The following is a 25,270-nucleotide window of genomic DNA, read 5'->3' on the forward strand; positions in this document are numbered from 1 at the left end:
CTAACGCCTCACCCCCACTCAGTGGGCGTCAACGGCGACGCCCGGATGGAGTCACCGTGAACCAGCACGACCTCGACGTCCTCGACGAGATCCAGCGCCGGGTGCTCTGGCTCGCCACCCGCATCGTCGACGCGGCCAACCACGACCGCGACACCGGCGACGGGGTGAAGGTCGGCGGCCACCAGGCCTCGAGCGCCTCCCTGGTGACAGCGATGACCGCGCTCTGGTTCCAGCACCTCGACGCCGAGGACCGGGTCGCGGTCAAGCCGCACGCCTCGCCGGTGTTCCACGCCATCCAGTACCTGCTCGGCAACCTCGACAAGTCGTACCTGCCGAAGCTGCGGGCGCGCGGCGGCCTCCAGTCGTACCCGTCGCGGACCAAGGACCCGGACGAGGTGGACTTCTCCACCGGCTCGGTCGGCCTGGGCGCCGCCGCGCCGCTGTTCGCCGCCGTGACCCGCCGCTACGTCGACGCGCACTTCGGCGCGCGCCCGCACTCCCGGTTCGTCGCCATCATCGGCGACGCCGAGCTGGACGAGGGCAACATCTGGGAGGCGGTCGCCGACCCGGCCACCACCGGCCTGGGCAACGTGATGTGGCTCGTCGACTTCAACCGGCAGTCGCTGGACCGGGTCGTCCCCGGCATCCGGATCAACCAGTGGCGCGGCCAGTTCGAGGCGGCCGGCTGGCACGTCGTGGAGGTCAAGTACGGCCGCAAGCTCGCCGAGGCGTACGCCCGGCCGGGTGGCGCGGCGCTGCGCGACTGGATCGACCGGATGCCCAACGAGCAGTACCAGTCGCTGTTCGGGCTGGCCGGCCCGGCGCTGCGCAAGCAGTTCCTGGACGGCGCGCCGGCCGAGGTGGCCGCGTTCGTGGCCGACATCGGCGACGACGAGCTGGGCCCGCTCGTCACCGACCTGGGCGGCCACGACGCGCAGGCGATGCTCGACGCGTACGCCCAGTGCGACGCGGTGACCGACCGGCCCAGCGTCGTGTTCGCGTACACGGTCAAGGGCTGGGGTCTGCCCATCGCCGGCAACCCGCGCAACCACTCGGCGCTGCTCACCACCGAACAGGTCGACGCGCTGCGCGCCGCGCAGGGCCTGACCCCGGAGACCGAGTGGGACCGCCTCGACCCGGCGTCCCCGGCCGGCATCCGGGCCGGCGAGCGCCGGGAGGCGCTGTCCCGCCCGCCGCGCGAGCGGGCGCTGGGCGTCACCGTTCCGGAAACCACGCGGGTACGCGCGAACAAGCCGGTCTCCACCCAGGAGGTCTTCGGCCGGGTGCTGGTCGACCTGGCCCGCGATCCGCAGGTGGCGCCCTACCTGGTGACCACCGCGCCGGACGTGGCCACCTCGACCAACCTGGCCGGGTTCATCAACAAGACGGGCGTGTTCGCGCCGACCGAGCAGCGCTCCTGGACCGAGGACCGGATGCTGCGCTGGACCGAGAGCCCCGCCGGGCAGCACATCGAGCTGGGCATCTCGGAGATGAACCTGTTCCTGCTGCTGGGCCAGCTCGGCCTGTCGTGGGACCTGTCCGGCCAGCCGCTGCTGCCGGTGGGCACCGTCTACGACCCGTTCGTGCTGCGCGGTCTCGACGCGTTCCTCTACGGGACGTACTCCGGTTCCCGGTTCGTGGTGGCCGGCACCCCGTCCGGCATCACGCTGGCCCCGGAGGGCGGCGCGCACCAGTCCACCATCACCGCGTCGGTCGGCCTGGAGCTGCCCGGCGTGACGTTCCTGGAGCCCGCGTACGCCGGCAGCCTCGACTGGCTGCTCTGCGACGCGCTCGGGCAGATCGCCGGTGGCGCCGCGCCCGCCGCCACCGCCGCGCCGGCCGAGGACGGGGCGTACTACTTCCGGCTCAGCACCCGGCCGATCGACCAGGCCCCGTTCGAGGCGGCCCGGACCCGGCTCGGGGACGCGGTGCTGCGGCGGCAGGTGGTGGCCGGCGCGTACCGGCTCGTCGACGCGCACCAGGCGTACCCCGATCTGGCTGACGCCCCGGTCGTGCAGCTCGCGGCCTCCGGCGCGGTGCTGCCGGAGGTGCTCGCCGCCGCCGCGGAGCTGGCGGAGGAGGGCGTGGCCGCGCACGTCGTGGACGTGACCAGCCTGGACCGCCTCTACCGGGCGTGGCAGCGGACGCTGCGTCAAGGTGTGCGGACCGCGACGGTGCCGAGCGTGCCCGGCGCGCTGCGGTCGGCTTTCGCCGACCGGGTGCCGGTGGTCACCGTGCACGACGCGGCCTCGCACGCGATGGCCTGGCTCGGCTCGGCGGTCGGCGCCCCGGCGGTGCCGCTCGGCGTGGACGAGTTCGGCCAGTCCGGCAACGTCCGGGAGCTGTACGAGTTGCACGACCTGCTGCCGGGCAGCATCGTCAACGCCGCGCTGGCCGCGATCGCGCTGCGCTGACCGCGCCGGGCTGGTCCGGCTCGACCCGGCGGCGCGGCAGGCCGTGGTGGTCACGGAACGTGACAGATTGGCCCGATTGCTGAGAGTGACCGTCTCCGGCGACCCGGGCGATCGCCTCTCGCCGCCTTTGCTCTGCAGCCACACCCGCAGCATCGCCCTGAGCTGGGGTGCGGCGAAGAGTGCCCGCGGCGCGCGGCCGTCCGTGCGGTCACTCCCGGTGCCTGCCGCGCCGATGGCTGCAGAGCAAAGGCGGCAGCAGGACATGCCAGTGCCGGACGGGTCGGTGACACGCGGTGACCGGGCGTCCGCGCGGCAGGCGGCCGGAGAACGCCCGGACGGTCAGCGGGTGGGGGTGGCGGTGGGGCTCAGGGTGGTCGTACCCGGCGACGGCGACTCGGAGGGTCCCCGGGTCGGGGTCGGGGTGACCGGCACCTGGTCGCCCTTGGCCGGGTCGCGGATGACGTGCCGCTCCAGGTTGACCTGCGACTGCCCGGTCCCGCCCACGGTGATCTCGTCGTAGGCCTGGAGCAGCTTCTGCTGGTCGAAGTAGAGCACCGTCATGGTCAGCGGCGTCGGCTTCTCGCCCTCCAGGCCGCGCAGCCCGGCCCCGCCGGTCGAGCCCTCCACCATCAGCGTGGTCGGCTGCTTGCCGGGCACCTCCGGCAGCTTCGACACCTGCCGGGCGTGGGTGTGCCCGGAGAGCACCAGCGGGCAGGTGCCGGAGAGCGGGCCGGCCGAGGCGGGATCGTGCACGAGCGCGATGTCGACCTTGCGCGGCGACTTCTCGACCGTCGCGGCGAGCTGTTCGCCGGCGCCGATCACCTGGTCGGCGACGGCGGCGGTGAGGCCGCTGCCGGCCGGTGAGGTCTCCTTGTCCGGAGTGAAGCGGGGGTCGCCGATGCCGGCGATGGTCAGCCCGCCCACCGTCGTGATCGAGTTGTTCAGCACAATCGCGTTCGGCTGCTGGGCCACCGCGGCGGCGGTGCGCGGCGAGTCGTGGTTGCCGCGGATGAACACGTACGGCTTCTTGAGCAGGCCGATCGAGCCGACGAAGGACGCCTCCGGCTCGCTGCCCCAGTCGGTCATGTCGCCGGTGTCGATGACCACGTCGATGCCGAACTGCTCGACCACGGTACGGATCAACTGCCAGCCGGTCGGGTTGAGGTGCATGTCCGACACGTGCAGGACCCGGGTGGTGCCCGGCGACGGCTGCACCACCGGCAGCGCGGAGACCGTGGTGTACAGCTTGCTGACGTTGCCGACCAGCCGCTGCAACTGCTCGGCGTACTTGGTGTAGTCGTTGGCGATCCGCCGCGCGTCACCGACGATCGCGGGCGCGTTCACCAGCAGGCCCTCGTACCGTGGCTCCTCGATCGCCTGCGGACGCAGCGTCGTCGCGGCCACTCCGAGGCTGCCGGCGGTGATGACGAGCGCCAGGCCGCCGGCCCAGGCGGTACGGCGCACGTCGCGGAAGACCAGCGCGGCCAGGATCAGCGTGGCCAGGACCGCCGAGGCGAGCGTACGCAGCCCGAGCCGCATCACGCCGTCGCGGACGTCCTGCACGGCCGACTGGCTGGCCCGGCTGATGCTGGCCGGGTCGTCGATCAGCGCCTCGGTGCGCCCCTGGTCGAGCGCGCCCACCTCGACGGTCAGGTACGCCGGCCCGTCGTGGCTGTCCAGCAGCAACGCGCCCAGCGGCGGGATGTCGACGGTGGTGCCGCCGCTCAGCGACGGGCTGAGCTTCAGCTCGGCACGGAACGGGCCGATGTCGGTGCCGACGTGGCCGCCCGCGTACGTGCCGACCACGATGCCGCCGAGCGTGACCGCGAACAGGGCCAGCACGACACCCAGCCGGCGCAGCCGGTGACCCGGCCGCCACGCCGTCCAGCGGCGGGCAGGCCCGCGCCCGGGCGACGTCTCGTCCCCCGCGCGGTGCTCTTCGTTGTCGTGGCCGTCCATGCTGAGATCCTGACCTGCCCCTTGAGCGATCTTGACAAACCTGCCGACCCGGATCAGCTCCGGCCGGCGCCCCCGTCGGCGAAGACCAGCCGCAGGAGGCGGTCGTCCTCGGCGGCGGGCCGGCCCCGCCCGTCCCGGTTCGAGGTGCTCACCCAGAGCGAGCCGTCCGGGGCCACCGCCGCCGCCCGGAGCCGGCCGTACTTGTCGTTGAGCAGGTCGCGCGGCTGACCGAGGACGGTCCCGTTGCCGGCCAGCTCCACCAGCCACAGCCGTTGCCCGCGCAGGCAGGCGGCGACCAGCAGCCGATCCACGGCGGCCAGGCCGGAGCAGGAGGCGTCACCGGTGGGCCACTGCGTGATCGGGTTGACGTAGCGCCTGTCGTCGCTGCGCCCCTCCACCCGGGGCCACCCGTAGTTGCCGCCCTTGTTGATCGGGTTGATCTCGTCCCAGGTGTTCTGCCCGAACTCCACCGCGTACATCTTCTTGTCCGGCGTCCAGGCGAAGCCCTGCACGTTGCGGTGCCCGGTCGACCAGACCGGCGACCCGGCGGTCGGGTTGCCCGGCGCCGGCTTGCCGTCCGGGGTGATCCGCAGGATCTTGCCGCCGAGGCTCTTCGCGTCCTGGGCGTTCTCGGTGCGCCCGGCGTCGCCGGTGCTGGCGTAGAGGAGACCGTCCGGGCCGAAGCCCAGCCCGCCGCCGTTGTGCGTGCCGGCCTTCGGGATGCCGGTCAGGATCGGCGTCGGCGCCTGCCCGAGCCGCATCTTGGCGATCCGGTTGTCGTTCTCGGCGGTGTAGTAGACGAAGATCGTCCGGTCCCGCTCGTACGCCGGCGAGACCGCGATGCCGAGCAGACCGCCCTCGCCGCCGGCGGCCACGTCCGGCACGGTCTGCACCGGCCGCACGGCCAGCCCGTCCGGGCCGGACTCCGGGCCGACCTGAAGGATCCGCCCCTTGTCCCGCTCGGTCACCAGCGCCGCGCCGTCGGGCAGGAACGCGATGCCCCACGGCACCTCCAGGCCCTTGGCCAGCACGGTGGCGACCACCTGCTGGCCGGCCCCACCCGGGCTGGCGGTACTGGACGGGCTCGGCAGGTTGGGCGGCGCGCCGGCCGGGTCCGGCTCGGGCTCGCCGAGGGCGCAACCGGCGCTGCCCAGCAGCAGCGCCGCGCAGGACACCGCCAGCGCCGTGCGGAGCCGGCGGGCACGGGGGTACGGAAGACGCGCTCTCACCCGGCCCAGCCTAGCCGGGCGAAGCGCCGAACCGGGCCGCTCAGCTCAGCCGGCACGCAGGGCGAGCAGGGCCACGTCGTCCTCACGGCGGTGGGCGGCGGCGAGCAGCCGGTCGCAGAGCAGGTCCAGCGGTGCGCCCGGCCCGTCGGCGCGGAGATGGGCGAGCAGGTCGGCCTGTCCCTCGTCGATCGACCGGTCCCGGCGCTCGATCAGCCCGTCGGTGTGCAGCAGCAGCGTGTCGCCCGGGGCGAGGACCAGTGTCCGGCCGGTACGCCGGGGCGCCCGGGCCAGGCCGAGCAGCGGCCCGCGTCCCTCGGCGACCGAGACCGTGCCGTCCGCCCGGACCAGCACCGGTGGGGGATGCCCGGCGTTGCACCAGGAGACCCGCAGCCCGTCCCCGTCCGGGCGGATCCGGGCCAGCACCGCGGTGGCGACGGTGGGCACCCGCAGCCCGCCCATCGCCCGGTCGAGCTGCGCCACCAGCAACTCCACCGGGTCGTCGCGCCCGTACGCGTTGCCGCGCACCAGGTTGCGCAACTGGCCCATGGTGGCCGCCGCCTCGATGTCGTGACCGGCGACGTCACCGATCGCGGCCACCAGCTCGCCGTCGGGCTGGACGAACGCGTCGTACCAGTCACCGCCCACCTCGACCCGGTCCGCGACCGGCAGGTAGCGGGCGGCCAGCTCGATCCCCGGCACCGTCGGCAGGGTGGGCAGCATGCTGTGCTGGAGCACCTCGGCGACGTGGCGCTGCTCACCGTAGAGGCGGCTGTTGCCGACCGCCTGTCCGGCGCGTACTCCGATGTCCTGCGCGGTGCGCAGGTCGCTGTCGTCGAAACCGCGCCGCCCCTGGCGGTTGACGAGGGTGACAGCCCCGATCACCCGGTCCCCGGCGGCGGTGATCGGCACGGTCAGGTGGGAGCCGATGCCGAGCCGGTCGGCGAGCGGCACCAGCTCCGGGCGCGTGGTGCCGCGCGCCACGTCGTCCAGTCCGGCCACGGCCCGCACCGCCGGCCGCCCGGTACGCAGCACCGAACGGATCTGCGACTCCGCGCTGAGGCCGGTCGTCAGCAACTCGGCGAAGCGGGCCAGGTCGCCCCCGCGTTCGGCGTCCCGGTGTACGCCGGTGACGGTGCGCGGGCGGCCCGCCGGGTCGACGAGCGTGATCAGGCACCAGTCGGCGAGCAGCGGCACCATCGCGTGCCCGAGCCGGTCGACGGCAGTGGCCACGTCGAGCGTGCCGCCGAGCATCTCGCTCATCCCGGCCAGCATGGCGAGCCGGTCGTGCGCCTCCTCGGCGCGGCGGCGGGCCTGCTCGGCGCCGCGGACCGCGATGCGCAGCCGCAGCTCCGAGGAGCACGCGGCGGCCAGGTCGGCGAGCGTACGCAGCTGCTCGGGGGTCCAGGCCCGGGGCTTGCTGTCGATCGCGCAGAGCGAGCCGAGCACCCGCCCGTCCAGGTCGGTGAGCGGCATTCCGGCGTACGCCACCACGCCCAGGTCCTCGATGGCCAGGTTGAGGCGTACCCGGGGGTAGAGGCGGGCGTCGGGCAGCACCAGCGGCATCTCGATGTCGACGACGTGCTGGCAGAACGAGTGGCTCAGCGGTGTCTGCCGGCGCGCCGCCCAGGGCTCCGGCAGCCCGGTCGCGCCGGGAAAGAACTGCCGGTCGGCGTCGACCAGGGAGACCAGCGCGACCGGCACGTCGAGCAGGTCGCCGACCAGGCGGGCGAACCTGTCGAACGCCTCGTCGGGTACGGCGTCGAGCCGCGTCTCGTCGAGCGCACGCAACCGGTCGGGATCGGTGAGCGCGGCAATCGGCACGGCCACCCGGCCCCGGCCGTCCTCGCTCATCGCCACCGCCCTCAGCAAGCGGAACACCCGACCGGCATCCCGTCCTCGGTTATACCCCGCTGCACTGTCAATCGACCCCGGGCGGGGCGTTCGTCACGGCCCACGCCATGCCGGCCCGGGGCTGCCGATATGGTCGGCGGTCGTGAAGGCATGGATCCCGCACCCCGAAGGCCTCCGGCTGCTCGGCGAGCTGCCGCCCGGCGTCACCGTGGAGCTGCTGGAGGACCCGGAACGGCCCCCGTCGTCCCCGGCCGGGGTGCGGTTCTGGGTGCCGCCGTTCCTGTCCGGCCCGGACGCCGGCGCGTTCCTGGCCCGCCTGCCGGACGTCGAGGTGGTGCAGCTGCTCTCCGCCGGCGCGGACGCCTGGGTGGGGCGCGTCCCGGACGGTGTGACGCTCTGCGACGCCCGGGGCGTGCACGACTCGCCCACCGCCGAGTGGGTGGTGGCCGCGATCCTCGCCTCGCTGCGCGGGTTCGCGCCGCTGGCCCGGGCGCAAGCGCGGCGCGAGTGGGCGTACGACGAGGTGGCGCCGACCGACGAACTGGCCGGCAAGCGCGTGCTGATCGTGGGCGCCGGCTCGATCGGCACGGCGGTGCGCGACCGGCTCGCCCCGTTCGAGGTGAGCTTCACGCTGGTGGCCCGTACGCCGCGCCCGGACCAGGGTGTGCACGGGGTGGACGAGCTGCCCGCCCTGCTGCCGGAGGCGGACGTGGTGGTGCTGCTGGTGCCGCTGACCGACCGGACCCGGGGGCTTGTCGACGAGAAGTTCCTGGCCGCGATGCCGGACGGCGCGTTGCTGGTGAACGCCGCACGGGGGCCGGTGGTCAGCACCCCCGCGTTGCTCGCCGAGCTGACCTCGGGGCGGCTGCGGGCGGCGGTGGACGTCACCGACCCGGAGCCGCTGCCCGCCGACCATCCCCTGTGGGAGCTGCCGAACCTGCTGCTCACCCCGCACATCGGCGGCTCGGTACGCGGTCTGCTGCCCCGGGCGTACCGCCTGGTGGCCGAGCAGCTACGCCGGCACGTGGCCGGGGAGGAGCTGACGAACCGGGTGGTCGACGGCTACTGAGCGCTCGCCTCACCGGGCAGCTCCTGCCCGGTGACGGCGATCAGGTGGGGCAGCTCGGTGGCGCGTACCGCCGGCAGCATCACCACCTCGCCGTCGTCGAGCCGGGCGAGCGCGCGGCCCCGGGCGTCGCCGGCCAGTTCGGTGACGCGCGTCCACGGCACCCGGCGTTGCCCGGCGATCGCCCGCAGCCGCAGTTCCGAGGCGTCGGCGTCGGTGCCGGCGCGCCACGCCCAGACCGCGACGGTGAGCGGGACGAGCAGCACCCAGAGCAGCCACCAGCGGGCGGAGGCCAGCGGCAGCGCGCCGATGGTGGCGACGATCGCGGCGACCAGGATGGCCTGGTTGTGTCGGAAACGGACGGTATCGGCACGGCTCACCCTCCGATGATCCCACCCGGCCGACTCCCGCCACCCCGCGCCCCGGCAGCCCCGCCAACCCCGCCAACCCCGGAGATCTTGGTACGTCTCCGCCCTCCCGAGGGCGACTGCGTACCAAGATCTGGCGCGGGCGGGTCGTGCGATGGAGATCTTGGAAGGAAACGGTCCTCATGGTGGCCCTTTGCTTCCGAGATCTCGTCGGGAGGCTGGGGTGTGACGGATGTCACTGGTGGGATGACGTCACCGGGCGCTTCCGGGATCGTTTCTAGGCGTGGCCGCAGCGGTCCCCGCCGATGCGTCCCGCCCGCCCCGACCCCGCACGTCGTTACCGCGAACCGCAACCGCACCGCCCCCGTGCCCCCTCACGAAGGCGACCGCCGTGCCCGTCCCTCCTCCCGCCGGTCCCCGTCGGCGGCCACCCCTGCCCGATGTCGCCGTGTCGCTCACCGGCGCGGTCTTTCTCCTGGCGGGCGTCGCCGGGCTCCTACCCGGTCCGGCCGCGACCGCGCTCGCCGTCGCCGGTGGATCCGCGCTCGCCTGCGTCCGGCTCGCCTGGCTGGCCGGCGGAGCGCTGCCCGCTCCGAGCGACCTCGCCCCGAACGCGCCGCCGACCGTCGACGCCCGAACCGCCGAATCACCAGCCCGGAGCGCCGAAACCGGCCCACCCGAGCGCCGGGACGTCATTGCGCCGGGCGTGACGACCGGGCGGCAGGCGCGCCGGGTCGCGTTGTCCCGCCGGGTCGCCGCGATCCTCGACGCCGCCGTCCTGGTCGCCGGGCTCTCCGTGGCGGTGCTGCCGCTGAGTGATCCCGCGTACCGGCTGCCGATCGCGCTGACCGGGCTGTGCCTCACCGCGCCGCTGTACGTGACGGCGCTGCTGCGCCTGCCCGGGCGGTCCCGGCTGTCCGGGCCCGAGCTGGTACGCCGTACCGTCGACGTGCTCGCGCTCGGCGTCAGCCTGGTCTTCGCCGGCTGGATGCTGCTGCCGGGCGGCCCGGTCCCGGCCGCCGCCGGGATCGCCGCGTCGGGCGGCGCGGTGGTGCTGGCCGTGCTCGTGGTGGTGGCCCTCGCCGAACGTCACCGCCGGCCGGGCGCCGCACGCTGTCACGCCGGGGCCGCGCTGACGCTCGGCGGGCTGACGCTGCTTGTGGTGCTGCTGGCGTACGGCGCGCCGGACCGGGCGCTGCCGGTCGTCGCAGCGCCGCTGCTGGCGGGGGCGCTGCTGACCGTCGCGGGCCTCCGGCGTGCCTGGGCCGGGGAGCGGCCGGACCGGGACGTGGCGCCGGCCGCCTGGCCCCGCCTCACCGCGCCGGCCGGGATCGCCGCGCTGGCCGCCGGTGTCCATCTGTGCGTGGTGGGGGAGTTCAGCACCGGCGCGATGGCCCTGGGCCTGACGGTCGTTCCGCCGATCATGGTGGGTGAGCTGCTCGCCGCCGCGGACCAGCGTCGCCGCGTGCAACGACTGGCGGCCCGGGAGGCGTGGCTGCGGCGCAGGCTCGGGCCTGATGCCCGGGCCGTCGAGCCCGCGCCACTGACGCGCGCGGATCTGGTCCGGGCGTTGGCGCAGCGCAGCGGTGGCGCCCTGCTCGTGGTCGACCTGCACGGCGAGGGCGCGGCCGTGCCGGAGGGGCCGGTGCTCACCGAGGTCGCGCGCCGGCTCCGAGCCGGCGTCGAGGCGCACGACCTGGTCGCCCGGCTGGGCGACGCCGAGTACGCGGTCCTCACCGATGTCGGGCCGGTGCTGGCGTACGCGCTCGGCACCCGGCTGCTGGCGGCGCTGACCGAGCCGTACCCGCGGCCGGGCGGGGTGGCCCGGGTGCGGGTGAGCGTCGGGCTGGCCGAGACCGGAAGCGGCGAGCCGGAGGACGTGCTGCGTCAGGCCGACCTGGCCCGCCGCCGGGCGGTGCAGCTCGGCCGGGACCGGGTCGAGTGGTACGACGCCTACCTGGAGGAGCAACTGGTCCGGCGCCTGGATCTGGAACGGGAGCTGCCCGGCGCGGTGGCGCGCGGTGAGCTGGACCTGGTCTACCAGCCGGTGGTGGCGCTCGCGGAGCGGACACCGGTCGGCACCGAGGCGTTGCTGCGCTGGCGCAGTCCCACGCTGGGCACCGTGCTGCCGGCGGAGTTGCTGCCGGTGGCGGCCGACCTCGATCTGGTCGGCGAGATCGGGCGGTGGGTGGTGGACCGGGCCTGCCGCCAACTCGCCGCGTGGTCGGGGGGCGGCCGGGAGCTGTGGATGGCTGTCAACGTGACGCCGCGTGAGCTGGCCGCGCCGGACTTCGTGGCGCGTACGGCGACCGCGCTGGCCGCGTACGACGTGTCGCCGGAGCGGCTGGTGGTGGAGGTGGCCGAGCCGGGGGTGGGCGCCGAGTTGTCCACTGTGGTGGCCCGGCTCGCGGGTCTCCGCTCGATCGGCGTGCGGACCGCGCTCGACGACTTCCGCGCCGAGCACGCCTCGCTCGCCCAGCTCCGCCGCCTGCCGATCGACCTGCTCAAGGTGGGCCCGCATCTGGTCCGGCCGGGTGGGGACGGGCAGCGTCCGCTCATCGACGTGGTGGCGAACCTGGCCGACCGGCTCGGGGTCGAGTTGGTGGTCGAGGAGCTGGAGTCGGAGGGCCAGGTGGCGGGCGCGCGCCGGGCCGGCTGCCGGTACGGGCAGGGCTTCGCGCTGGCCCGCCCGGCGACCGCCGAGCGGGTCGAGGCGTGGTTCGAGGAGTTCCCGTCCGCCGCCCGCTGAGCTGAACCGGTTCAGCGGTCCGTCGTACGAGGTGGGGCCGTGCTGCCGCGCGGCGTGAGGTGCGCGGTCTCGTCCTGGACCACGGCGGCCGGCTCACCCGCGATCACGGCGAGGAGCTGCCGGGCGGCGTGCGCGCCGTACGCCGGGATGTCCCGGCCCAGCGCGGTCAGCGGCGGGTGCACCAGCCGGCAGAGCGGCGAGTCGTCCCAGGCCACGATGGACAGGTCGCCGGGGACGGTGAGGCCCATCTCCTGGGCCACCGAGAGCCCGGCGATCGCCATCACGTCGTTGTCGTAGATCACCGCGGTGGGGCGGGCGGCGGAGCTGAGCAGCCGGCGGGTCGCCCGCGCGCCCTCCTCGCCGGTGTAGTCGGACCAGACCGTCTGCGCCTCCTCCAGCCCGAGCCGCCGGCACACGCCGGTGAACGCCTCGGTGCGGATCTCGGTGTGCAGCAGCGAGGGCAGCCCGCCGACCCGGGCGATGCGCCGGTGGCCGAGCGCGACCAGGTACTCCACCGTCTCGACCAGCGCCGCCGCGTCGTCGGCCCAGACGCTCGCGAGGCCGCCGGTGTGGCCGGGGCCGCCGATCACCACCGCCGGCAGTTGCAGCTCCTCCAGCGCCGGCACCCGCCGGTCGTCGGTGCGCAGGTCGCAGACGAGCACGCCGTCGACCCGGCGTTCGGCCCACCACCGCCGGTAGACCGCGATCTCGGCGTCCTGGTCGCTGACCACCTGGAGCGTGAGCGCGTACGAGCGGGCCGACAGCTCGGCCTCGACGCCGCTGATCAGCTCCATGAAGAACGGCTCGATGCCGAGTATCCGGGCGGGGCGGCACAGCGCCAGCCCGACCGCCTTGGCGGTCGCCCCGGACAACGCGCGGGCGGCGCTGCTGGGCCGGAACCCGATCTCGGCGGCGATCGCGAGGATGCGCTGGCGGGTCGCCTCGGAGACGCCGGGCTGGCCGTTGAGCGCGTACGACACCGCGCCCTTGGAGACCCCGGCGCGCCGGGCGACGTCGGCGATGGTCGGCCGCTTCACCGGAGCGTTCCTCCACTGTGTCCGGCCCTCGCGGGCGCTTCCGGTCGCCGGATCACCGGCGTCTGGTGACGCTACTGCACGCGGTGCCGGGTCCGGGTGCCGCGGGCGGCATCGGTGGACCGCATCCGGCGGCAGTCGCTTGTGCGGTTCAGCTTAGAGCGCGGACCCGACGAGACCGCCCGCAGCGTGGTCGTGAGCGGCGGCGAGGTTACCGGATCGGCACATCGGTAACCGGCCGTTGACAGTCGTGAATGGGAACCGTACGGTGGCGTCACTTATCCGGTTCAGTCAACGTCTCTCGATATTCGGGAGCGTTCCCATTTCGGCGCGGAGGATGAGATGAGACGGTCCTGGACGCACCTGGCGCGGGTGACCGCCGTCGGTGCCGTCAGCCTGGTCATGATCGCCGCCTGCAGCGGCCGGAGCACCACCGGCGGCTCCGACCCGGCCGGTGGTCAGGTCACGCTGAAAATCAACTTCTGGGGCGACTTCGGGCTCCAGGACCTCAAGGCCAGGTACGAGGCCGAACATCCGAACGTCAAGATCCAGCTCAACTCGGGCGAGTACAACGCCCAGCACGAGGACCTGCAGAAGAAGCTCGTCGCGGGCAACGGCGCGCCGGACATCGCGGCGATCGACGAGGGCTTCATGGTCCAGTTCCGAAGCCAGTCCGACAAGTTCGTCAACCTGCTCGACAAGGGCGCCGGCTCGTACGAGAGCAAGTACCTGCCCTGGAAGTGGAAGCAGTCGCTGTCGGCGGACGGCAAGACGCAGATCGGCCTCGGCACCGACGTCGGCGGCCTGGCCATGTGCTACCGCACCGACCTGTTCAAGGCCGCCGGCCTGCCCACCGAACGCGACCAGGTGTCAGCGCTCTGGCCCACCTGGGACAGGTTCATCGAGGTCGGCCAGCAGTACACCACCACGACGAAGAAGAAGTTCATCGACGCCGGCACCAACCTGTTCAACCCGATCCTCGGTCAGCAGCCGGTCGGGTTCTACGACGAGCAGGACCAGCTCCGGATGGAGCAGGGCCCGAAAGTCGCGTTCGACTACACGGTCAAGGCCGTCGGCGCCGGGCTCTCGGCGAACCTGGTCAGCTTCCAGGCCGACTGGGACAAGGGCTTCACCAGCGGCGCGTTCGCGGTGCTCGCCTGCCCGGCCTGGATGCTCGGCCACATCAAGGACACCGCGCCCGGCACCGAGGGCAAGTGGGACATCGCCGCGGTACCGGGTGGCGGCGGCAACTGGGGCGGATCGTTCCTGACGTTGCCGAAGCAGGGCAAGAACGTCGACGAGGCGTACAAGCTGCTGACCTGGCTGGTCGCGCCGGAGCAGCAGATCGAGATCTTCAAGAAGGTCGGCAACCTGCCGTCGCAGCCGGCGCTCTACACCGACCCGGCCATCGCCGACTTCAAGAACCCGTTCTTCAACGACGCCCCGGTCGGCCAGATCTTCCCGAAGATGGCGCAGGGCCTCACCCCGCAGTACCTGGGCCGCAAGAACGGCCCGACCCGGGTGGCGGTGGAGAACGTGATCCGGCGGGTGGAGAACAAGTCGCTCAAGTCCGACGCCGCCTGGAACGAGGCGGTCAAGGAGGCCGAGAAGGCCGCGAAGTCCTGACGTGTCAGCGGTGACGGGGCGGCCCGGCCCGCCCCGTCACCGTCCGATCTCCCGGCCCTGGAGTGAACAGATGTCCAGCACCCGTGCCGCACCGCCCCGCCGCCCACCCGCGCCGCAGGGCGGCAGTGCCGGCGACCGGCGGATGACCTGGCGCGACCGGCTGTACCGCTTCGACATGCGCTACATGCCGTACCTGATGATCGCGCCGTTCTTCCTGCTCTTCCTCGTGTTCGGGCTGTTCCCGCTGCTGTTCAACGCGGTCGTGTCGCTGCGCAACTACCGCCTGGACGACCCGACGCTGCCGTACTGGGCGGGCCTGGAGAACTTCAGCCGCCTGGCCGCCGACGAGGACTTCTGGAACGCCCTTTACAACACGTTCGGCATCTTCCTGCTCTCCACAGTGCCGCAACTGCTGCTCGCGCTGCTCGTCGCGTCGCTGCTCAACCGGAAGCTGCGGGCGCAGACCTGGTGGCGGGTGGGTGTCCTGCTGCCGTACGTGACACCGATCGTGGCCTCGACGATGGTGTTCAGCGTCTTCTTCTCCCGCGACTTCGGCATGGCCAACTGGGTGCTCGGCCTGCTCGGCATCGGCGGCGCGGACGACCCGATCGACTGGCGGGCCGGCAAGCTCCAGGCCTGGATCGCCATCGCCACCATGGTCAACTGGAAGTGGATCGGCTACAACGCGCTGCTCTACCTGGCCGCCATGCAGTCCATCCCGCGCGACGTCTACGAGGCCGCCGCCATCGACGGCGCCGGGCAGTGGAAGCAGCTCTGGCGGATAACCGTGCCGATGATCCAACCGGTGGTCCTGTTCACAGTCATCCTCTCCACCATCGGCGGGTTGCAGTTGTTCACCGAGCCGATGCTGTTCGACCCGAACGCGCAGGCCGCGACCGGCGGGCCGGACGGTGAATGGCAGACCATCGCCCAGCTCATCTACAAGGTCGGCTGGAAGGACCTCAACCTCGGCTACGCCGCCGCCATGTCCTGGGCGTTGTTCCTGATCATCCTGATCGTGGCCGGCCTCAACTACCTGCTGACCAACCGACTCTCCGGAGGCCGCCGGTGACGACCCGACGTGTGGTGGCCCGGGCCCCGCAGGACACCCCGGCCGGGCTCTGGACCTACCTGCTGCTCGCGGTCAGCATGCTGTTCGCCGCGTTCCCGCTCTACTGGATGTTCGTCATCGCCACCAGTGACGACGAGGCGCTGGCGAAGCTGCCGCCCGCGGTGGTCCCCGGCGACCGGTTCCTGACGAACGTCGAGGAGGTCTTCTCCCTCCAGGACGTCTACTTCGCCGCGTCGCTGATCAACAGCGTCATCGTCTCGGTGGTGGTGACCGCCTCGGTGCTGTTCTTCTGCTCGCTGGCCGGCTTCGCGTTCGCCAAGCTGCGCTTCCGGGGCAGCCGCGCGCTGATGCTGTTCGTGGTGCTCACGCTCACCGTGCCCAACCAGCTCGGCATCGTGGCGCTCTACATCGTGATGGGCAGGCTCGGCTGGAACGGCACGCTGCTCGCGGTCATCGCGCCCGGCCTGGTCACCGCGTTCGGCGTGTTCTACATGCGGCAGTTCATCCTGAACACCGTCCCGGACGAGCTGATCGAGTCGGCCCGGGTCGACGGCGCCACGACCATGCGGGTGTACGCGACGATCGTGCTCCCCGCGATCCGCCCGGCGCTGGCGGTGCTCGGCCTGCTCACGTTCGTCGCCACCTGGAACGACTTCCAGTGGCCGCTCATCACGCTCAGCGGCACCGACTACCCGACGTCGATGGTGGCGGTCTCCGACCTCGCAAGCGGCAACTACGTGATCTACCGGCGGGTGCTCGCTGGCGCGTTCATCGCCACCGTGCCTCTGCTGGTCATGCTGTTCATCGGTGGACGTCAGATCGTCCGCGGAATCATGGAAGGCGCGGTGAAGTCGTGAGCCGTCGAACGCTGCTGCACGAGGGATGGACGCTGCGGGCCGAGCCCGGTCCGGCGGTGCCGCCGGAGATCGCCGGGACGGCGGTGCCGGCGACAGTGCCCGGATGCGTGCACACCGACCTGCTCGCGGCCGGCCTCATCCCCGACCCGTACCTGGACGACAACGAGAACCGCCTCACCTGGATCGGGCGCACCGACTGGGTCTACGAGACGACGTTCGGATGGCAGCCCGGCGACGAAGAGCGGGTCGACCTGGTCTGCGCCGGCCTGGACACGGTCGCCACCGTCACGCTCAACGGCGTCGAGGTCGGCCGCACCGAGAACCAGCACCGCTCGTACCGCTTCGACGTCCGCGCGCTGCTGCGCCCGCACGGCAACACCCTGGCCGTACGCTTCGACTCCCCGTACCGGTATGCCGAGGCGCACCGGGACCGGCTCGGTGACCGGCCGAACGCGTACCCGGAGCCGTTCCACTTCATCCGCAAGACCGCCTGCAACTTCGGCTGGGACTGGGGACCGACGCTCGTCACCGCCGGCATCTGGCGCGACATCGGCCTGCACGCCTGGTCCACCGCCCGGCTCGCGTCGGTGCGGCCGATCGTCACGGTGGTCGACGGCGTCGGCCGGGTCGAGCTGCACGCCGAGGTCGAGCGGACCGGCGACGAGCCGCTGACCGTCCGCGCCGATGTCGCCGGGGTCACCGCCGAGGTCCCCGTACCGGCGGGGGAGCGGACCGCCGTCGTGACGCTCACCGTCGCGGACCCCGCGCTGTGGTGGCCGATCGGGTACGGCGACCAGCCCCGGTACGACCTCGACGCCACCCTGCACGCCGCCGACGGCCGGGAGCTGGACGCCGCGTCCCGCCGGATCGGGTTCCGTTCGGTACGCCTGGACACCACGCCCGACGCGCACGGCACCCCGTTCGCGCTGCACGTCAACGACGTGCCGGTGTTCGTCAGGGGCGTCAACTGGATCCCCGACGACGCGTTCCCGAACCGGGTCACCCGGGAGCGCCTGGCGCAGCGGTTCGGCCAGGCGGCCGGCGCGCACGTCAACCTGCTGCGCGTCTGGGGCGGCGGCCGGTACGAGTCGGACGACTTCTACGACCTGGCCGACGAGATGGGATTGCTGGTGCAGCAGGACTTCCTGTTCGCCTGCGCCGCGTACCCGGAGGAGGAACCGTTCCGCACCGAGGTCGAGGCGGAGGCGCGCGAGCAGGTGACCCGGCTCGCCGGGCACCCGTCGCTGGTGCTCTGGACCGGCAACAACGAGAACATCTGGGGCTGGCACGACTGGGACTGGCAGGAACCCCTGGCCGGGCGCACCTGGGGGCGCGGCTACTACCTGGAGCTGCTCCCCGCCGTCGGGGAGCTGGACCCGACCGTCCCGTACTGGCCGGGCAGTCCCTGGTCCGGCAGCGAGGAACTTCACCCCAACGACCCGGCGCACGGCACCACGCACATCTGGGACGTGTGGAACACCGACGACTACACGCGCTACCGGGACTACGTGCCGCGCTTCGTGGCCGAGTTCGGCTACCAGGCGCCGCCCGCGTACGCGACGCTGCGCCGGGCCCTCTCCGACGACCCGCTCGCGCACGACTCGCCGGGCATGACGCACCACCAGAAGGCAACCGACGGGGACGGCAAGCTGCGGCGCGGGCTCGACGCCCACCTGCCGCCGCCCGCCGACTTCGACGACTGGCACTACCTCACCCAGCTCAACCAGGCCCGCGCCATCCAGCTCGGCGTGGAGCACTTCCGCTCGCACCGGCCGGTCTGCGCCGGCACCGTCGTGTGGCAGCTCAACGACTGCTGGCCGGTCACGTCGTGGTCGGCGATCGACGGCGACGGGCGCCGCAAACCCCTGTGGTACGCGCTGCGCCGCGCCTACGCCGACCGGCTGCTCACGGTGCAGCCGCGCGACGGCCGGCCGGCGCTGGTGGTGGTGAACGAGACCGCCCAGGCGTGGCGCGGGCCGGCCACCGTCACCCGGCTGACAGTCACCGGGGAGCCGAGGGCGAAGACCTCGGTCGACCTCGACGTCCCGGCGTACTCCTCGGTCGTGGTGGAACTGCCGGCGGAGCTGGCGCGGCCGGACGACGGCCGCGCGGAACTGCTCGTCGCGGACGCCGGGGACGCCGCGGAGCGCGCGCTGTGGTTCTTCGCCGAGGACCGCGACGTGCGGTGGCCGGCGGCGGAGTGGGACGCGGCGGTCGAGCCGGTGGACGGCGGCCGGCGGGTCCGGGTGACCGCGCGGACGGTGCTGCGCGACCTGACGCTGTTCCCGGACCGCCTCGATCCGGCCGCGGAGGTGGACCGCGCGCTGGTGACGCTGCTGCCGGGGGAGAGCGTCGTCTTCACGGTGAGCACCACGTGCCCGCTGGATGCCGAGGCGCTCACCTCCCGGCCGGTGCTGCGCTGCGTCAACGACCTGGCCTGAGCGGGACGCCCTTCATCTCCGTCGATGTGAAGATTTATGCAAGTGCTAAAGTCTTCAGAGTCGTCGTCGGAGGGGTGTGTCGTGTCGGTGCCGCTGTACCAGGCCAAGGCGGAGCTGTTCCGCACCCTCGGGCACCCCGTGCGCATCCGGGTGCTCGAACTGCTCCAGGACGGGCCGAAACCGGTCCGCGACCTGCTCGCCGCCATCGACGTGGAGGCGTCCAACCTCTCCCAGCAGCTCGCCGTGCTGCGCCGCGCCGGCATGGTCACCTCGTACCGGGACGGCCCCCTGGTGATGTACGCGCTCAGCACCCCCGACGTCGCGGACCTGCTCGCCGCCGGTCGGCGCATCCTCGGCGCGGTCCTCACCGACCGGGACGGCCTGCTGGACGAGCTGCGGGCCTCGGGGACGGACCGGTGAGCGCGGCGACTGCCCTTCGCGCCGGTGACGTCGTACGGCAGACGGGCCGGCTGTTCCGCGGGCTGCTGCCCGGCCGGGCCGACTGGGCGGCGGCGCGCCGCTCGCCCCGGCGCGACCTGCTCGCCGGGCTCACCGTCGCCGTGGTGGCGCTGCCCCTGGCGCTCGCCTTCGGCGTCACCTCCGGCCTCGGCGCGCAGGCCGGCCTCGTCACCGCCGTCGTCGCCGGGGCGGTCGCGGCGGTCTTCGGCGGCTCCAACCTCCAGGTCTCCGGCCCCACCGGAGCGATGACTGTCGTGCTGGTGCCGGTGGTGCAGCAGTTCGGCGCCGGTGGCGTGCTGATGGTCGGCGCGCTGGCCGGGCTGATCCTGATCGCGCTCGCCCTGGCCCGCCTCGGCCGGTACGTCCGCTACCTGCCGTCCCCGGTGATCGAGGGGTTCACCGCCGGCATCGCCGTGGTCATCGCGCTGCAACAGGTGCCGGCCGCGCTCGGCGTCACCGGCGCGCACGGCGAAAAGGTGTGGGCGGTGGCCTCCGACGCGGTCGCCCGGTTCGCCGCGCATCCCCGGCCCGCCGCGATCGCTGTCGCGCTCGGCGTGGCGGCGCTGATGCTGCTCGGCGGCCGGTGGCGGCCCGCCGTGCCGTTCTCCCTGGTCGGGGTGGCCGCCGCGACGCTCCTCGCCGAGCTGGCCCCGATCGACCTGGCCCGGATCGGCGAGCTGCCGCAGGGGCTGCCCGCGCCGTCGCTGGACTTCGTCGACCTCGGCGCGCTGGGCGTACTGCTGCCCAGCGCGCTCGCCGTGGCCGCGCTCGCCGCGCTGGAGAGCCTGCTCTCCGCCACCGTGGCCGACGGCATGACAGTCGGCGAGCGGCACGACCCGGACCGCGAACTGTTCGGCCAGGGCCTGGCCAACCTCGCCTCCCCGGTCTTCGGCGGCATCCCGGCGACCGCCGCCATCGCCCGTACCGCGGTGAACGTCCGCGCCGGGGCGTCCTCGAAGCTCGCCGCGCTCACCCACGCGGTCGCCCTCGCCGCGATCGTGCTCGCCGCCGCCCCGCTCGTCGGGCGCATCCCGCTGGCCGCCCTGGCCGGGGTGCTGCTCGCCACCACCGTCCGGATGGTGGAGGCCGCCTCCCTGCTGGCGCTGATGCGGGCCACCCGCGCCGACGCGGTGGTGCTGGTGCTGACATTCGCCGTCACCGTCATCTGGGACCTGGTGACAGCTGTGGTCGTCGGGCTCGCCGTCGCGGTCGTGCTGGCGCTGCGCGCGGTGGCCCGCAGCGCCAAGCTGGAACAGGTGCCGCTGGACACCGGCGAGCACAGCGCCGAGGAGCACGCGCTGCTCGCCGAGCACATCGTCGCGTACCGGCTGGACGGGCCGCTCTTCTTCGCCGCCGCGCACACGTTCCTGCTGGAGTTGGCCGAGGTGGCCGACGTGCGGGTGGTGATCCTGCGGATGTCCCGCGTCTCCACCATCGACGCCACCGGCGCGCAGGTGCTCGGCGACGCCATCGCCCGGCTGCGCGCCCGGGGGATCACGGTGCTGCTCTCCGGCATCACCCCGGGCCACGACCAGGTGCTCAGCACGCTCGGCGTCGCCGAGGAGCTGCGCCGCGAGGGCCTGGTGTTCGCGGACACCCCGGCCGCCATCCGGTACGCCCGGGGTGTCGCCCTGGCCGCGAGCCCCGCCTAGGCCGCGGTCGCCCTGGCATCCGTCTCCGCGCGCTTTCGCACGCCGAAGATGATCAGGTAGCCGAGGATCCACACCTCGCCCACCGTGGCGGGCACCACCAGCAGATCGCCGACGATGCCGGCGCCGGGGGCGAGGTACGCGACGAACGTCATGAGCACGTAGCCGACGCCACCGGCGACGAGGAGCCGGCCCAGCGGTCGGGGCAGCCAGCCCGACCGGAGCACGCACCAGCCCATCGGCACCAGCCAGAGCCCGAAGAAGAGGCCGCCCACCTCCCACAGGTTCCCGCTGACCAGGTAGAGCAGCTGGACCGTGTCGGCGTCGCCCGGCCCGCCGGTCGCCACCCCCAGGGCCGTCGCGAGCACTGCGGCGCTGCCCAGGATCGCGACCGCGTTGACGAGCCCGAAGGCGGCGATGCTGCCCGAGGCGGTGCTGTCGACAGTCCGGAACAGGCGGTGGAACCAGACGGCGGTGAGCGCCTGGGTGAGGACGACGAGCAGTTCGAGGGCGACGCCGACGCGGGCCAGCGACTCGTGGGCCACCAGGTTGGCGAACGTCGCGCCCGCGTCGTCCGGGTTGAAGATCATCGGCCGGACGGTGAGGAACCCCAGCGCGCCGGTGACGGCGAGGCCGAGGTAGAACAGCCCGGTCACCCGGGCGGTACGGATCAGCTGGTGCATGGCGGCTCCTTCGGGGGTGAACGACGCGGTGGCGGGGCTTGCCTTACGCCGTAAGGCCAACCATACGTTGTAAGGTCAAGGGGAGATGGGGAGCCGGATGGGAGCGCGGAAACCTCGGGAGCCGCTGAGCCGCGAGCGGGCCCTGGCCAGCGCGATCGCCCTCGTCGACGCGGAAGGGATGGAGGCGCTCACGATGCGCCGGCTCGCCGCCGAACTCGGCGTCGAGGCCATGTCGCTCTACCACCACCTACCCGGCAAGGCCGGACTGCTCGACGGCCTCGTGGACGCGGTCGCCACGGAGATCACCTCGGCCGCCGAGCGTGCCGAAGCGGACGCGCCCGGCGGCGACTGGCGGACTCGGCTACGGCTGCGCTTCCTCGCCGCGCGCGCGGTCATGCTGCGGCACCCGTGGGCCCCCGCGCTGCTCAGCTCCCGCCCGACCGTCCCCGCCGGGGTGTACGCCCACTACGACGGCATCCTCGCCACGCTCGTCGACGGCGGCTTCTCGTACCGGATCGCCCACCGGGCGCTGCACGCGTTCGGCAGCATGGCGCTCGGCTTCGCCCAGGAGGTGTTCCGCCCGGACGCGGGCGGGGCGGCCGACGCCGCAGCCGCGGAGATGGTGGCGCTGGCCGAACGGCTGCCGCACCTGGCCGCGATGGTGGCCGCCGAGACGCACGACGCGGCCGATCCGACGCTGGGCTGGTGCGACTCCCAGACCGAGTTCGAGTTCACCCTCGACCTGCTCTTCGACGGCCTCGAACGACACCTGCAGCGCGCCTGACCCCGTCGGCCCTCGGGCGGGTTCGGGCGGCGCCGGGCGGGTACCAGGGCGGCATGACTGATCCGGTTGAGCTGTCCGAACTGCATGCCGGAGGCGCCGATCCCGACGACGTCATCCCGGACGAGCCGCACGCGGACCTGGACGGCACCGACGAGAACTCACCGGCGGAGTTCGGCCTGCCGATAGATGGCACCGCCCCGGCCGAGGAGGACCCCGCCCAGCGGTGAGGGGAACGCCATGGATGTCAAACGGGTCCCGAGACACCCATGGCGTTCCACCCGATGGCCGCGGAGGCCGCGGGGCGCTAGTTGGGCAGTGCGGCGAGGCCGGCCAGCAGTTCCCAGCGCTCGGCCTCGGTGAGCGCCGCGTACGCCGGCTCGTCGCGGCGGTCGGTGTCCGCCTCGATCGCCGCGCGTTCCGGGCCGTCCGGCAGCGCGCGGATCTCGTCGGCGGTCAGCCCGGCGGCCCGCCACGCGGCCCGGTGCGCGTCCGCGCGGTGGTGCCGCAGCGAGCCCAGCCGGGTGACGAGCAGCAGCGCCGGGGAGGCCCCTTCCGGCTCGTACGGCGGGGACATCGCCCGGAACACCGGCCCGGCGGTGGCCTGCGCGTGCGTCAGCACCCGGCCGACCAGGTCGGCGAGCCGGGGCACGACGCCCAGGCCGGGCAGCACGCCGGGCAGCATGGCCCACAGTTCCTCGGCGGCCTCGCCGGTGGCCCGCTGGGCGAACAGCGTCAGTTCCCGGCCCAGGTCGGTGAGGTGCCACGCGCCCTCGTCGTCCCGGACGACGACGCCCTGCGCCAGTTCCTCGTCCATGCTTCCGTAGGTGTAGATCAGGCCGTCGGCCAGCGCCTCGGCGGGCATCGGCCGGGCCAGCACACCGGAGAAGAAGCTGTTCTCCGCGCCGAGTGTGCAGCCCCGCTCGGCGTAGAACGCCTCCATCCGGGCGCGCGCTGCCCAGCGGGCGCCCACGTACACCCGGTCGATCGCCGGCCGGACCAGTCGCGCGTAACTCACCGTCGTCTCCACGCCGCCGGACCCTACCGGCGCGCGGGTGTTAAGAAGGGCCCCCTCCTCTACCGGAGGCGTTAAGAAGGGGCCCTTCCTTACATCACTCGGGGACGCGGCGGTAGGCGCCGTCGCTGGCCGAGGTCGCCATCGAGGCGTACGCGCGCAGCGCCGCCGACACCGGACGCTGCCGGTCGACCGGGGTGTACGGGCGGTCCCGCTTCTCCTCGGCCACCCGGCGCGCCTCCAGCTCGTCGGCGGGCACGTTCAGCTCGATCGACCGGCCCGGGATGTCGATGACGATCTCGTCGCCGTCGCGGACCAGCGCGATCAGCCCACCGGAGGCGGCCTCCGGGGAGACGTGCCCGATGGACAGGCCGGAGGTGCCGCCGGAGAACCGGCCGTCGGTGAGCAGCGCGCAGGAGCGGCCCAGCCCGCGGCCCTTGAGGAACGAGGTCGGGTAGAGCATCTCCTGCATGCCGGGGCCGCCCTTCGGGCCCTCGTACCGGATCACCACGACGTCCCCGGCGACGATCTCCTTGGCGAGGATCGCGGTCACCGCGTCGTCCTGCGACTCGTAGACCTTGGCCGGGCCGCGGAACGTCAGGCATTCCTCGGGCACGCCGGCGGTCTTCACCACGCAGCCGGCCGGCGCGAGGTTGCCGTGCAGGATGGCCAGGCCGCCGTCCGCGCTGTAGGCGTGCTCCCGGTCCCGGATGCAGCCGCCGGCCGCGTCGGTGTCCAGCGACGACCAGCGGTTGGTGGTGGAGAACGGCTCGGTGGTGCGCACGCCGCCCGGGGCGGCGTGGAACAGCTCGATCGCCTCTCGCGTGGCCGCGCCGCCGCGCACGTCCCAGTCGGCCAGCCACTTGTCGAGGCCGGGGGAGTGCACCGCGCGCACGTCTCGGTGCAGCAACCCGGCGCGGTCCAGCTCACCGAGGATGGCCGGGATGCCGCCGGCCCGGTGCACGTCCTCCATGTGGTAGTTCGGCGAGTTCGGGGCGACCTTGGCCAGGCACGGCACCCGGCGGGAGATCGCGTCGATGTCGGCGACGCCGAAGTCCAGCTCCGCCTCGCGGGCGGCGGCGAGCAGGTGCAGCACCGTGTTCGTGGAGCCGCCCATGGCCACGTCGAGGGCGATCGCGTTCTCGAACGCCTCCCGGCCGGCGATCGAGCGCGGCAGCACCGAGGCGTCGTCGTTCTCGTACCACTGCTTGGCGATCTCCACGATCGTGCGCCCGGCCTCGACGAACAGCGACCGGCGCGCGGCGTGGGTGGCGAGCGTCGAGCCGTTGCCTGGTAGCGCGAGGCCGATCGCCTCGGTGAGGCAGTTCATCGAGTTGGCGGTGAACATGCCGGAGCAGGACCCGCAGGTCGGGCAGGCGGAGCGCTCGATCTCGCCGAGCTGGTCGTCGGTGACCGCCTCGTTCGAGGAGGCGATCATGGCGTCGATCAGGTCGATCTTGGAGTGCACGACGCCCTCGATCGCCACCGTCTTGCCGGCCTCCATCGGGCCGCCGGAGACGAAGACGGTGGGGATGTTGAGCCGCAGCGCGGCGAGCAGCATGCCCGGGGTGATCTTGTCGCAGTTGGAGATGCAGACCAGGGCGTCCGCGCAGTGCGCGTTGACCATGTACTCGACCGCGTCGGCGATCAGCTCCCGGCTGGGCAGGGAGTAGAGCATGCCGCCGTGGCCCATGGCGATGCCGTCGTCCACGGCGATGGTGTTGAACTCCCGCCCCACGCCGCCGGCCTCGGCCACCGCGTCGGCGACCAGGCCGCCGAGGTCCTTGAGGTGGACGTGACCGGGTACGAACTGGGTGAAACTGTTGGCGATGGCGACGATCGGCTTGCCGAAGTCGTCGTCGGTCATCCCGGTGGCCCGCCACAGGGCCCGGGCGCCGGCCATCGTCCGACCGTGGGTGGAGGTCCTCGACCGCAGCTCAGGCATGACAACCAGTCTGACACCATCCCGGCGGCGCGCCCCCGCCGCGCACCCTGTGTCCCAACAGTTGCACACCCG

At 73.4% G+C, this 25,270-nt stretch carries 19 protein-coding genes; 11 read left to right on the top strand and 8 right to left on the bottom strand.

Features of this window, described 5'->3' with window-relative positions; all coding sequences use genetic code 11:
* Window positions 1–56: 56 nt before the first annotated feature.
* Window positions 57–2,414, top strand: a complete 2,358-nt coding sequence (locus PVK74_RS27595; RefSeq protein ID WP_069087618.1) for a transketolase-like TK C-terminal-containing protein — start codon at window positions 57–59, stop codon at window positions 2,412–2,414.
* 339 nt (window positions 2,415–2,753) lie between these two features.
* Here PVK74_RS27595 and PVK74_RS27600 read toward each other — a convergent pair whose 3' ends face one another.
* The 3 genes from PVK74_RS27600 to PVK74_RS27610 are packed head-to-tail and all read right to left on the bottom strand — an operon-like array spanning window position 2,754 to window position 7,453.
* On the bottom strand, window positions 2,754–4,373 hold the full coding sequence (locus PVK74_RS27600; protein WP_104113640.1) for a metallophosphoesterase family protein: 1,620 nt from the start codon (window positions 4,371–4,373) through the stop codon (window positions 2,754–2,756).
* Window positions 4,374–4,426: 53 nt separating this feature from the next.
* Complete coding sequence (locus PVK74_RS27605) at window positions 4,427–5,602, bottom strand: PQQ-dependent sugar dehydrogenase (RefSeq protein ID WP_043326037.1); 1,176 nt, start codon at window positions 5,600–5,602, stop codon at window positions 4,427–4,429.
* Window positions 5,603–5,647: 45 nt separating this feature from the next.
* Complete coding sequence (locus PVK74_RS27610; protein WP_210871946.1) at window positions 5,648–7,453, bottom strand: SpoIIE family protein phosphatase; 1,806 nt, start codon at window positions 7,451–7,453, stop codon at window positions 5,648–5,650.
* Window positions 7,454–7,595: 142 nt separating this feature from the next.
* On the opposite strand from PVK74_RS27610, the gene PVK74_RS27615 reads away from it, so the two are divergent.
* Complete coding sequence (locus tag PVK74_RS27615; RefSeq protein WP_064446986.1) at window positions 7,596–8,522, top strand: 2-hydroxyacid dehydrogenase; 927 nt, start codon at window positions 7,596–7,598, stop codon at window positions 8,520–8,522.
* On the opposite strand, the gene PVK74_RS27620 is transcribed toward PVK74_RS27615, so the two are convergent.
* Entirely contained in the window at window positions 8,516–8,899 is a 384-nt protein-coding gene (locus PVK74_RS27620; protein ID WP_069087620.1) for a PH domain-containing protein, read from the bottom strand. The two genes, PVK74_RS27615 and PVK74_RS27620, sit on opposite strands and share 7 nt — an antisense overlap.
* Before the next feature lie 436 nt (window positions 8,900–9,335).
* On the opposite strand from PVK74_RS27620, the gene PVK74_RS27625 reads away from it, so the two are divergent.
* Complete coding sequence (locus PVK74_RS27625) at window positions 9,336–11,636, top strand: EAL domain-containing protein (protein ID WP_420800536.1); 2,301 nt, start codon at window positions 9,336–9,338, stop codon at window positions 11,634–11,636.
* An 11-nt stretch (window positions 11,637–11,647) separates the two neighbouring features.
* Here the strand turns inward: PVK74_RS27625 and PVK74_RS27630 are convergent, their stop codons facing one another.
* On the bottom strand, window positions 11,648–12,673 hold the full coding sequence (locus PVK74_RS27630; RefSeq protein WP_064446989.1) for a LacI family DNA-binding transcriptional regulator: 1,026 nt from the start codon (window positions 12,671–12,673) through the stop codon (window positions 11,648–11,650).
* Window positions 12,674–13,012: 339 nt separating this feature from the next.
* On the opposite strand from PVK74_RS27630, the gene PVK74_RS27635 reads away from it, so the two are divergent.
* The 6 genes from PVK74_RS27635 (at window position 13,013) to PVK74_RS27660 (ending at window position 20,777) form a co-directional block, all read left to right on the top strand.
* Window positions 13,013–14,296, top strand: coding sequence for an ABC transporter substrate-binding protein (locus PVK74_RS27635; protein ID WP_069087623.1), 1,284 nt, complete (start codon window positions 13,013–13,015; stop codon window positions 14,294–14,296).
* Between the two features lie 70 nt (window positions 14,297–14,366).
* Window positions 14,367–15,368 carry a carbohydrate ABC transporter permease gene (locus PVK74_RS27640; protein ID WP_069087624.1) on the top strand — a complete coding sequence of 334 codons (1,002 nt, stop codon included), beginning with the start codon at window positions 14,367–14,369 and terminating at the stop codon, window positions 15,366–15,368.
* Window positions 15,365–16,225: a carbohydrate ABC transporter permease gene (locus PVK74_RS27645; protein WP_187692901.1), complete on the top strand. Its 861-nt coding sequence runs from the start codon at window positions 15,365–15,367 to the stop codon at window positions 16,223–16,225. The genes PVK74_RS27640 and PVK74_RS27645 overlap by 4 nt, the downstream gene beginning before the upstream one ends.
* Window positions 16,222–18,666, top strand: coding sequence for a glycoside hydrolase family 2 protein (locus PVK74_RS27650; protein WP_274477565.1), 2,445 nt, complete (start codon window positions 16,222–16,224; stop codon window positions 18,664–18,666). Before PVK74_RS27645 ends, PVK74_RS27650 begins: the two co-directional genes overlap by 4 nt.
* A gap of 81 nt (window positions 18,667–18,747) precedes the next feature.
* Window positions 18,748–19,086 carry an ArsR/SmtB family transcription factor gene (locus tag PVK74_RS27655; protein ID WP_043326024.1) on the top strand — a complete coding sequence of 113 codons (339 nt, stop codon included), beginning with the start codon at window positions 18,748–18,750 and terminating at the stop codon, window positions 19,084–19,086.
* Window positions 19,083–20,777, top strand: coding sequence for a SulP family inorganic anion transporter (locus tag PVK74_RS27660; protein ID WP_166455564.1), 1,695 nt, complete (start codon window positions 19,083–19,085; stop codon window positions 20,775–20,777). The genes PVK74_RS27655 and PVK74_RS27660 overlap by 4 nt, the downstream gene beginning before the upstream one ends.
* Here the strand turns inward: PVK74_RS27660 and PVK74_RS27665 are convergent.
* Entirely contained in the window at window positions 20,774–21,457 is a 684-nt protein-coding gene (locus tag PVK74_RS27665) for a DUF4386 domain-containing protein (RefSeq protein ID WP_064446994.1), read from the bottom strand. The genes PVK74_RS27660 and PVK74_RS27665 overlap by 4 nt on opposite strands.
* Before the next feature lie 85 nt (window positions 21,458–21,542).
* Here PVK74_RS27665 and PVK74_RS27670 point away from each other — a divergent pair, with 85 nt between their 5' ends.
* The gene (locus PVK74_RS27670) at window positions 21,543–22,241 is read left to right on the top strand and encodes a TetR/AcrR family transcriptional regulator C-terminal domain-containing protein (RefSeq protein ID WP_274477566.1); all 699 of its coding nucleotides are present in this window, start codon (window positions 21,543–21,545) and stop codon (window positions 22,239–22,241) included.
* Window positions 22,242–22,294: 53 nt separating this feature from the next.
* Window positions 22,295–22,468: a hypothetical protein gene (locus tag PVK74_RS27675; protein ID WP_187692897.1), complete on the top strand. Its 174-nt coding sequence runs from the start codon at window positions 22,295–22,297 to the stop codon at window positions 22,466–22,468.
* A gap of 77 nt (window positions 22,469–22,545) precedes the next feature.
* Here PVK74_RS27675 and PVK74_RS27680 read toward each other — a convergent pair whose 3' ends face one another.
* Complete coding sequence (locus tag PVK74_RS27680) at window positions 22,546–23,256, bottom strand: hypothetical protein (protein ID WP_274477567.1); 711 nt, start codon at window positions 23,254–23,256, stop codon at window positions 22,546–22,548.
* A gap of 94 nt (window positions 23,257–23,350) precedes the next feature.
* Window positions 23,351–25,198 carry a dihydroxy-acid dehydratase gene (gene ilvD / locus PVK74_RS27685; RefSeq protein WP_083296934.1) on the bottom strand — a complete coding sequence of 616 codons (1,848 nt, stop codon included), beginning with the start codon at window positions 25,196–25,198 and terminating at the stop codon, window positions 23,351–23,353.
* Window positions 25,199–25,270 lie beyond the last annotated feature (72 nt).

The organism is Micromonospora chalcea (genome assembly GCF_028768405.1).
In the GTDB taxonomy this organism is placed as follows: Bacteria; Actinomycetota; Actinomycetes; order Mycobacteriales; family Micromonosporaceae; genus Micromonospora; species Micromonospora chalcea.